This window comes from Bacillus sp. NPDC094106, from assembly GCF_044764345.1.
Lineage (GTDB): Bacteria > Bacillota > Bacilli > Bacillales > Bacillaceae_G > Bacillus_A.
Genome location: NZ_JBIWHY010000016.1, coordinates 125,992 through 136,539 on the forward strand (window position 1 = coordinate 125,992; position 10,548 = coordinate 136,539).

9 protein-coding genes and 2 other annotated features are annotated in these 10,548 nt (G+C 35.4%); of the genes, 8 read left to right on the forward strand and 1 reads right to left on the reverse strand.

The window, feature by feature from the left end; all coding sequences use genetic code 11:
• The first annotated feature begins 608 nt into the window (after window positions 1–608).
• The gene (locus ACIQ7L_RS21365; protein ID WP_400571445.1) at window positions 609–953 is read left to right on the forward strand and encodes an SdpI family protein; all 345 of its coding nucleotides are present in this window, start codon (window positions 609–611) and stop codon (window positions 951–953) included.
• 88 nt (window positions 954–1,041) lie between these two features.
• Here the strand turns inward: ACIQ7L_RS21365 and ACIQ7L_RS21370 are convergent, their stop codons facing one another.
• Window positions 1,042–1,656, reverse strand: a complete 615-nt coding sequence (locus ACIQ7L_RS21370) for an NUDIX hydrolase (RefSeq protein ID WP_400571447.1) — start codon at window positions 1,654–1,656, stop codon at window positions 1,042–1,044.
• A gap of 87 nt (window positions 1,657–1,743) precedes the next feature.
• Here ACIQ7L_RS21370 and ACIQ7L_RS21375 point away from each other — a divergent pair, with 87 nt between their 5' ends.
• The 7 genes from ACIQ7L_RS21375 (at window position 1,744) to ACIQ7L_RS21405 (ending at window position 10,425) form a co-directional block, all read left to right on the forward strand.
• Window positions 1,744–2,382, forward strand: coding sequence for a pyridoxamine 5'-phosphate oxidase family protein (locus ACIQ7L_RS21375; protein ID WP_400571449.1), 639 nt, complete (start codon window positions 1,744–1,746; stop codon window positions 2,380–2,382).
• 304 nt (window positions 2,383–2,686) lie between these two features.
• Window positions 2,687–2,920, forward strand: a binding site (T-box leader).
• 114 nt (window positions 2,921–3,034) lie between these two features.
• Window positions 3,035–3,268 (forward strand) — a binding site (T-box leader).
• 151 nt (window positions 3,269–3,419) lie between these two features.
• Window positions 3,420–4,715, forward strand: a complete 1,296-nt coding sequence (locus ACIQ7L_RS21380; protein WP_400571451.1) for a homoserine dehydrogenase — start codon at window positions 3,420–3,422, stop codon at window positions 4,713–4,715.
• A complete protein-coding gene (gene thrC, locus ACIQ7L_RS21385) occupies window positions 4,708–5,766 on the forward strand; it encodes a threonine synthase (RefSeq protein WP_400571453.1) in 1,059 nt (352 codons plus the stop codon). Before ACIQ7L_RS21380 ends, thrC begins: the two co-directional genes overlap by 8 nt.
• A complete protein-coding gene (thrB, locus tag ACIQ7L_RS21390) occupies window positions 5,763–6,656 on the forward strand; it encodes a homoserine kinase (RefSeq protein ID WP_400571455.1) in 894 nt (297 codons plus the stop codon). The genes thrC and thrB overlap by 4 nt, the downstream gene beginning before the upstream one ends.
• A 1,023-nt stretch (window positions 6,657–7,679) precedes the next feature.
• A complete protein-coding gene (locus ACIQ7L_RS21395) occupies window positions 7,680–8,672 on the forward strand; it encodes an LCP family protein (protein ID WP_400571457.1) in 993 nt (330 codons plus the stop codon).
• 251 nt (window positions 8,673–8,923) lie between these two features.
• Window positions 8,924–9,745: a peptidoglycan-N-acetylglucosamine deacetylase gene (locus ACIQ7L_RS21400; RefSeq protein WP_400571459.1), complete on the forward strand. Its 822-nt coding sequence runs from the start codon at window positions 8,924–8,926 to the stop codon at window positions 9,743–9,745.
• A 14-nt stretch (window positions 9,746–9,759) separates the two neighbouring features.
• Entirely contained in the window at window positions 9,760–10,425 is a 666-nt protein-coding gene (locus ACIQ7L_RS21405; RefSeq protein WP_400571461.1) for a YkyA family protein, read from the forward strand.
• Window positions 10,426–10,548: the final 123 nt, after the last annotated feature.

Sequence of the window (10,548 nt, forward strand, 5' to 3'; positions counted from 1 at the left end):
GTTGCTTACTGGATAAGAGGCATGATTTAGTAATAGGTGATAAAAAATAGACCATCTTGTCAGCACAAAATGGTCAGGGAAAGGGACAATTTATGTTCATTTTAATTAGGGATGGAAAGCTGTTCGAGACACTGGGGAATGTCTCATTATTAGGGAGGAACAGCTTCGATAGATATAATATAAAAGATAGATGTGACTTCAGTGTGAATTTGAAGTGAAAGATATGTTTTTTTTAAATGATCGTTTTATGCTTTTTAACTAATAGAAGAAGGATAGAAAATAGTTGGGTAATATGTAGCTGAATATACATCAATTAAAAAACCGACATCCCCCCCCTCTTTTAGGTGGGAGAGAGCACTGGCCATGCATAGAAGCGGTCAGGGCCTTTTTCTGCCATATGCGAGGTAAAAACAGAATGAGCAAACGAGTGTAGGTTACTTTGTATTCTGCATAGTAGGGGTTTAGATGCCGAAAAATGAAAATGGATGTATATAAGTAAGAATGATGTTTTTTTATTTTGGAAAATATAGGTTTTAAGATCTGGATTAGTTGTATAATAAAAATATAATTTAACGATAAAATTTGAAGAAAATGCGGAGGGGAATAGGATGGTATATGCGCTTGTACATATAGGAATTAGCTTATTGATTGGCATCATATTCATACTAGCCGCACTAATATTGCAAAAAAATCCACCAACAGATATTAATGCAGCATATGGTTATCGAACACGTCGATCGATGAAAAATAAAGAGTTGTGGAATGCTGGAAATCAATACAGTGCAGAAGTGATGAAGCAAAATGGTGTTTGTATGATTTTAATAGGAAGCGTAATTGGTGTGCTATTTAGATATCCGCATACAATGATTGCAATTTTAGGTGTTATGATTGCATTAATCATTCATTTGTTTGTACGGGTAGAGAAGAAATTGAAGGTACTTGAGCAACAATAAAGGTTACCTATAAATCTTTCAAGCTATTTAAAGAAGACGTATAAATGGTGGAGACCCCTGCACTATTCAAGTGGGGGTCAATTCAACTCTAGAAACTATTGAGTTTTAGTATATCTCGTCCCTTTTCTACGATGAATTCATAATATTCGAGTTCATATGGATAAATATCTTCACATGTTATTACAATAGGTTTTGCATGTTCATTTAAAGCTGAAATGCCTGTTATAGATGGAATCTCGCCTTTTAGAAGCTGTAAAAAGGAAGTTGCATTTACTTTCATTACATCTTCTACTTCATCACCTGGTGCGAATGGAAGTGGTTTTATGACATTATGAAAATACATATGACACATTTCGCGATCAATGAAATGCGGAATTTCATGATTGATTTTAAAAATACCTTTGTACTTTAAATCAGCAGTTTGAAAGGAAAGTCCTAATTCTTCTTCTATTTCCCGAAGACCACCTATTTGTATATCCTCATCATGCATAATATGTCCAGCAGATGTAATATCCCATTTTCCTGGGAAGTCTTTTTTGTTTTTAGCACGTAATTGGAAGTATAAACAAATGTCGTTGTTTTCTTTTTCCACAAACCAACAATGGAATGTTTCGTGCCAATCGCCGTCACGATGCACATCATCGCGTAATTTTTTTCCGAGTTCCTTTCCTTCTGTATCAAATATCGTTAACCATTCTGCCATTGATATTCCCCTTTCTGTATATTTTAGTATACAATAAACATATGTAATTTTGGGAAAATAAAGAAAAAACTAAGGGGTGTATATGGAATGGGAATAGAAGAAAAGAAAACACATTCATTTATTTCAACAGAAGATGAATTACGTCTTATTTTAGGATATCCAAGTGAGCGGGCTGTAAAAAAAGTGATTCCATCGCTTGACCATCATTGTCGCGACTTTTTGTCTAAATCTCCATTTCTAATAATGTCTACTTCAGATAAATTTGGTCATTGTGATGCTTCTCCAAGGGGAGATGCACCTGGATTCGTATATGTTTTAAATGAAAATCAAATTGTAATTCCGGAAAGACCAGGGAATCGGCGAGTTGATTCTATTCTTAATATTTTATCTAATCCAAGGGTAGGGCTTATTTTTTTCATTCCAGGGCTTGGGGAATCATTAAGAATAAATGGTCGTGCAGCTATTACAAAAGATCTAGAGATTTTGGCAGAAATGCAAGTGAATGGTCGTAGTCCGCTGCTGGGAATTGTTGTAGAAGTAGAAGAGTGTTTCATTCATTGTGCAAAAGCATTTATTCGTTCTGAATTGTGGAATCCAGACTCTTGGATGGAAAAAGAAGAACTGCCATCAGCAGCAAAAATGCTAACGGATCACGCAAAAATCAATTCAACTGAGGAAGAAGTTGCACGTTCTTTAGAGGAAAGTTATACGAAAAGATTATATTAAAATTTTTTTGTGTTATATCGCTTGAGAAAATATATAAATATAATTAATAGTTCAGGCATTCAAAGAATGTTTATTCGACTGTTAATTACGATTTTAAATCAGTAATATAGTTATTTGAGTTGGGATTTTTATGTAAGATCCAATTTCAAAAGAGAAGTAGGTATGCTTAAGCGTTTATTATCTTAAAATAGGTTATAAAAATGTAATGATCTGGTTGGGAAAAGAGCGTCTAAATATTTTTCTTGAAAACGGGCTTGCTTTTTTGAATTATCGTAATTATAATAATTTAACAAATGGACATGAACGAAAAGTAATGATAAGGACACGGGCTTATTTTTACGGTTTTCAGAGAGGGAAGTCATAGGCTGTGAGCTTCCTAGCACGAAAAATAATCTTACCACCTTTGAACTTCAATAGTGAACGAGTAATCTAGTAATTATTGACGGTCTCAGCCGTTATCTGATCTTGAGCAATCCGAAGTACATGTATATTTGGATTGGAACAAGGGTGGAACCACGAAAACACATTCGTCCCTTTACTGGGGATGAGTGTGTTTTTTTATAAGTTTTATGTTAGAAAATTAAAAAAACAAAAAATATTCCTTGCTTTTGTCTGTTATGTACGTATAATGAATTAACAAATGGAATTGAACGAAGAAGTAATGATAAGGACATGAGATTATTTTTACGGTTTTCAGAGAGGGAAGTCATAGGCTGTGAGCTTCCTAGCACGAAAAATAATCTTACCACCTTTGAACTTCAATAGTGAACGAGTAATCTAGTAGTTATTGACGGTCTCAGCCGTTATCTGATCTTGAGCAATCCGAAGTACATGTATATTTGGATTGAAACAAGGGTGGAACCACGAAAACACATTCGTCCCTTTACTAGGGATGAGTGTGTTTTTTTTGCCATTGAAGGGAGGTGCTGCAATATGCAACGATTGATATGTACGGAAATAACCACCACCTGTACGAATGTAAAGCAGCTAAAGGTGAGTCATATAGTATAAATTGAAATTTGGGAGGAGATTGGAAAATGAGTAATGTTATTTATGTTGGCGTATTAGGTTTAGGAACTGTTGGGAGTGGTGTCGTTCAAATTTTGCAGGAACATTATAAGAAAATCGCTCTTGATACAGGTTGCAAGGTAAAGGTAAAAGCAGTAGCTGTACGTAATTTGGAAAAAGAACGGGATGTCTCTATTGATGGGATTGCTGTTACACGAAATGCCGACGAGCTTTTAAATGATTCAGATATTGATATCGTAGTAGAGGTAATGGGAGGAATCAAAGAAGCAAAAGAGTGTATTATAAAGGCTTTGCGAAACAAGAAGCATGTCGTAACTGCGAATAAAGATTTAATGGCTGTGCATGGGGCAGAATTGTTGCAATTAGCTAATGAAAACAATTGTGATTTATTTTACGAAGCTAGTGTAGCAGGAGGAATCCCGATACTAAGAGGACTTGCGGATGGCTTAGCTTCTGATCACATTGAAAAAATAATGGGAATTGTAAATGGAACAACAAATTATATTTTAACAAAAATGAGTCAAAAAGGTTGGTCGTATGAAGAAGCATTACAAGAAGCACAAAAATTAGGGTTTGCAGAATCAGATCCTTCAGCAGATGTAGATGGGCTTGATGCTGCACGGAAGGTTGCTATTCTTGCTAATTTAGGGTTTTCGATGAATGTTTCATTAGATGATGTGCATGTTCGAGGTATTCGAAATATAGAAAAAGAAGATTTAGAAATGGCAAAGAAATTCGGATTTACAATGAAACTGATTGGAAAAGCAGAGAAACAAGGTTCTGCAATTAACTTAAGTGTAGCACCTACTTTATTGCCAAATCATCACCCGCTATCTAGTGTAAATAATGAATTTAACGCTGTTTATGTACACGGTCAGGCTGTTGGTGAAGTAATGTTTTATGGACCGGGTGCTGGGAAATTACCAACGGGGTCTGCTGTAGTGAGCGATATCATTTCTATTGTTAAAAATATGAATCAGGTAACAAAAAATCAAAGCGTGTTAAAAGAACCAGAGCCTTATAAACTAAAGCGGGATGAAGAAGTTGTTTCGAAATACTTTTTACGTACTGTGTTACTTGACGAACCAGGAATGTTTCAAAAAATAACAGAATGTTTCGTTAATCAGTCAATTAGCTTAGAAGAGATTATCCAATTACCATTGAATAAAAAGTTTGCAGAAATTGTAATTGTGACACACAAAACTTCAAAATATCAATTTGAACAGGTGTTAACATCATTAGAAAGTGTAGCGCATGAAATTAAAAGTTATTACAGTATTGAGGAGGAAAAAGAATATGTATAATGGTTTGTTAAAACAATATGCTTCTTATTTACCGGTCAGCGAAAAAACACCAGATGTAAGCTTGATGGAAGGGAATACACCTCTAATCCCGCTTCTGAATATTTCTAAGAAATTAGGGATTCAGCTATACGGAAAATATGAAGGTGCTAATCCTACTGGATCTTTTAAAGATAGAGGAATGGTGATGGCGGTTGCGAAGGCAAAAGAAGAAGGATCACAGGCCATCATTTGTGCTTCAACAGGAAATACATCAGCATCGGCAGCAGCATATGCTGCTCGCCTTGGAATGAAGTGTATTATTGTTATACCGGAAGGGAAAATTGCTCATGGGAAATTAGCACAAGCAATCGCATATGGAGCAGAAATTATTTCGATAGAAGGGAACTTTGATGATGCGCTTCGAGCTGTACGTCAAATTGCTGCGGAAGAGCCAATTACATTGGTGAACTCTGTTAATCCATATCGCATTGAGGGGCAAAAAACGGCTGCTTTTGAAATTTGTGATCAGTTGCAAAAAGCACCAGATGTCCTTGCTATTCCGGTTGGAAATGCAGGGAATATTACAGCGTATTGGAAAGGATTCCGTGAGTATGAGAAAGAAAAGGGATTCAAGAAGCCAAGGATACACGGTTTTGAAGCAGAAGGGGCAGCAGCAATTGTAAAAGGTCATGTTATCGACTCACCAGAAACAGTTGCAACTGCGATTCGTATTGGTAATCCAGCTAGCTGGTCCTATGCTGTAGAAGCGGCAGAACAATCGAATGGTGAAATTGATATGGTATCAGACGAAGAGATTTTAAATGCTTATCAGCTACTAGCAAAAACAGAAGGCGTTTTTGCAGAACCAGGGTCAAATGCTTCTCTGGCAGGTGTAATCAAACATGTTCAAGCTGGGAAAATCCATAAGGGAGAGACAGTTGTTGCTGTATTAACAGGGAATGGTTTAAAAGACCCTGATATCGCTATTGCTTCTAATCAAATAGAAATCACAAGTGTTTCAAATGATATGGAACAAATTAAAGAACATATTAAAGGAGTGATCGTTTCGTGATTCCGTTTAAAGTTCGTGTTCCAGCTAGTACAGCAAATGTAGGTCCTGGTTTTGACTCTATAGGAATAGCGTTATCATTATATTTGGAAGTGGCAGTTAAGGAAGAATCGGCTCATTGGCACGTTATCCATTCTTTTGATTCTTCCATTCCAAATGATGAAAGAAATTTAATTGTAAGTACGGCACTTCGGGTATGTCCTTCTTTATCTTCTTATACAATAGAGGTTACTAGTAATATTCCGCTTACAAGGGGATTGGGAAGTAGTGCGTCAGCCATTGTAGCAGGAATAGAGCTTGCCAATCAACTTGGAGAATTACATTTAACAATAGAGGAGAAAGTTCATCTTGCTACAAGCTTCGAGGGGCATCCTGATAATGTAGCAGCTTCTATTTTAGGAGGTACAGTAATTGGTGCAATGGATGGGAATCATGTATCTGTTGTAAGAATCGAGAGTAAGGAATTAGGGGTAATTGCTTTAATTCCTCATGAGGAATTAAATACAAATAAAAGCCGTTCTGTATTACCAGAAACATTTCAATTTCATGATGCCGTTCGTGCAAGTGCAGTAAGCAACGTATTAGTGGCGGCAATATGTCAAAAGAAATGGGAGATTGTTGGTGAAATGATGGAGAGAGACCAGTTTCATGAGCCATATCGCTCCCAACTTGTTCCTTTATTGCCTTCAATTCGTGAGTATGCTAAACGATTTGGAGCATATGGAACAGCGCTTAGCGGTGCGGGACCTTCTGTTTTCATTTTAACTCCATATGAAAAACGCCAGGACATTGCTGAGCAATTAATGAAAGTATTTCCAGCGCTGGAGGTTTGTGAACTTGAGATAGATCATGAGGGTACTGTTGTGAAAAGAGATTTATCAGTAAAACAGTAAAGTGAAACTTTAATCAGTGGGGCATCCCCATTGATTATGAGCCCTCAAATAGCAGGATAAAATATATAAATACAAGTTGAAAAACCGACATAAAAACCCCTTTCTTTTTAGGTGGGCAGGTCATGTATAGAAGCGGCCAGAGCCTTTTCCTGCCACGTGCAAGGGTGAAAACAAAGGGGAAATGCGAGTGCAGGTCATGTTTTATTCTGCATAGCAGCGACTTATATGTTGAAAAAATAAAATGGATTTATATAGGTTTTGAAGGAAAGCTAGCGGTATGTTAGCTTTCTTTTGTTATTTATCTTGCTATTTGCGAGCAGTAATACTGCCTGTAAAAGCCCGATTGGTGAGGGCAATAATCAGTGAGGAATGAAGAATCCCCCACTGATTAAAGTTTCACTTTATAATTCCGTAGCTGCAGAAGATGAAAAAAATGATAGCAGTATGTCTTCTTACAATGATATCAATGTCAGCTGTAACGGAATGTGATTTGAAAGACAAGAATGGTTGTAGGAGTCTAAAGAAAGACATTATGTATGACGTAAGCCCTGAAAAATTTGCATGAATAGTGGAATATGATGGTGTGAAATAACAAGCCTCACAACTGTTATCTATATACATCAATTAAAAAGCCGACATAAAACCCCTCTTTTTGGATGGGAGAGAGCATCTGTCAGGGTTTTTTTCTGCCACATGCGAAGTAAAAACAGAACGAGCAAACGAGTGGAGGTTACTTTGTATTCTGCATAGCAGGGATTTAGATGTTGAAAAATTAAAATAAATTTATATAAATCTCATCGGTATGATTGGGAAAGTAATAATTGCTGTGAAATTTTTGGAATTATCTTCTGGTACTTGTCAAAAGGAAACACGAGAGTATAATGTGAAATGAAATATATATTGATTTTCCTTCTTTTTTTACGATGAAATCTTACAAAAATGTAAGGTGAATGAAATGAAATTCAATATGAAGATTGATAGACATAGAGTATACTAGGAAAAGAGAAAGAGAGGAGAATGAACATGAGCTCTGAATTAGAACAAAATACAAGAAGCAGGCAGAAACGTTCTAAAAGAAAATCTATAAAATGGTTCATTTTGATTCCATTCTTCCTGCTTATTTTTGGAGCGGTCGGATATGGTTCGTTTATATATAATAAAGCTAAAGCAGTTGCAAGTGATGCATATGCACAAATTGATAAATCAACGAAACGTGATAAAGAAGTTGAACCGTTAAAGGATAATATCTCGATTTTGATTATGGGTGTAGATGGTAGTGATATCCGAAAAGGTCAATATGGAGAAGCTGTTCGTACGGATGCACTGTTATTAGCTACAATCAATAAAAATGATAAGTCAGTAAAATTAGTAAGTATCCCGCGTGATTCTCGCGTATATATCCCATCGAGAAAGAAATTAGATAAAATTACACACGCTCATGTGTTTGGTGGTGTTGAAAGCACGCGTGATACTGTTGAAAGATTTTTAAATGTTCCAGTGGATTATTATGTGAAATTTAACTTTGATTCTTTTGTGAAAATTGTTGATTCACTTGGTGGTATTGATATTGATGTACCAGTTACATTTACAGAACAAGATAGTAAAGACCAAGCAGGTATGATTCATTTAGAAAAAGGGTATCAACATTTAAATGGAGAGCAAGCTCTTGCTTTAGCGAGAACACGTAAAATTGATAGTGATGCGATGCGTGGTCAAAGACAACAGCTTGTAATAGAAGCAATTGCGAAAAAAGCAATGTCGGTTCAATCTATTAGTAAAATGAGTTCTTTATTAGATGCGATTGATAGTAATATGAAAACGAACTTAACATTTGATGACATGCTTTCTATTACAAGAAATATGGCAGGATCAGATTTACAAATGGAAAAAATGCAAGTAGAAGGTACAGATAAACGTATAGGTGGTATTTATTATTACATTCCAAATGAAAAAAATGTGCAAGATATATCTGAAAAATTAAATGAACATCTAGGTATTACACCAAAAACGACTTGAAATGAATGAAAGGGTTGGCACCTGCCAACCTTTTTTTATGGAATTTGATCTGTGTAAAGATTTTCAAATACATAAAACGATATACTTTTATGCATAAAGTGTTGAAATTTACATTGGTACAATGATTTGGATAAAACTTCTGGTACAATTGATACAATATTTGTTTTTTTATAGTTGCAATAAAACAAATACATGTATAATTATATTAGATGATTTATATATGAGATTAATACAGAGAGGGGTTCAATAGAATGGAAAATGCTTTTAAGGTAAAACGTATAGTAATTGTAATGGTAGCAATTATTGCAATAGCAGTTGGTTATTTTATGTTTCGATCCATTACTTCACCAGCAACAGCTGTAGCTAAGCAAGAAAATACAGTACAGTTAGCAAGTGAACAACCAAAAATTGAAATGAAGAAAGCCGCGCCAAGTCGCTTTAATGGTAAGGAGAGAAAAGTCGCTTATCTTACTTTTGATGATGGACCAGGAAAATATACGGCTGAGCTGTTAAATATGTTGAAACAAAATGATGCGAAAGCGACATTTTTCTTAATTGGTGCAAATGTAAAACAATTCCCTGAGCTAGTAAAGCGTGAGAAGGCAGAGGGTCATTATGTGGGTATGCATAGTATGACACATGACTTTAAAAAATTATACACAAGTGGCGAGTATGTAAATGAAATGAAAGAAGATCAGGGTCTAATCGCAAATATTATTGGACAGTCTCCAAAGCTAACACGTCCACCATATGGCTCAATGCCGGGATTAAATGAGGCGCTTCGAAACAAAGTGGTCGAAGGCGGTTTTAAAGTATGGGATTGGACAATCGACTCTTTAGACTGGAAATATAGCAAAATGCCAGTTGATGCAGCTTCAGCAAAAATTGTTCAAAATGTACTTGCTGGTGCAACGAAGCCACAAGAAGTTATTTTATTGCATGATATTCACCCGCAATCTGTTGCTGCCGTACCAGCTATTATAAAAGGACTAAAAGAAAAAGGGTATGAATTTGAAGCATATCATGAAGAAAATCACTTCCCAGTGAATTTCTGGCAGGATAACCGTATTTGATGGAGGAATTGACATTGACTTATAGAAAAATAGCATTAGTTGGGGCACTATCAGTAGGACTATTATCTGGTTGTTTTGGTGAGAAACCAGAAGAGAATATATATGCTGCTTTTGAAAATGCAGCAAAACAAGAAAAAGCATTATTTGATGATGCGAAAAAATTAGAGAAATTAGAAACACAAGGACAGGAATTGTACACTCAAATTATACAAGAAGGAAAAGAGCATAATGAAGCAGTAGCTCAAAAAATAGATCAGGCTGTGGCAAATGTAGATGAACGTGAAAAAATTCTGAAAACTGAGAAAGAGATGCTCGATAAAGCTCAAAAAGAAACAAAATCAGTTCAAAGTTATGCAGAGAAAATCGAAGATAAAAAATTACAAAAGCAAGCAAAAAAAGTAGAGGAAGCTTATAAAAATCGTTATGCAGCTTTCCAGAAAATGAATGAAAACTACACGAAATCATTGACGATTGAAAAAGAACTTTATGGAAAGTTAAAAGTAAAAGAAACAAAATTAAAAGAGATTGATGAGAAAGTTAAAGCTGTTAATACATTAAACGAAGAAACGCAAAAAGAAAAAGAGAAGTTTAATCAATATACAAAAGAGTATAATGAAGGAAAACTAGCATTCTATAAAGATGCGAAGATCAAGGTAAAAGAAGAAAAGCAAGGGAAATAATAAAAAGCCGGAAAAATATTTTATAATATTGAAGTGACCCCATAAAGTTAGACAGATTATTTCATTAGGCAACCTTTTGGGCATGGGTCCGGTATTGTACTGGGCTCATGCCTTTTAGTTTTG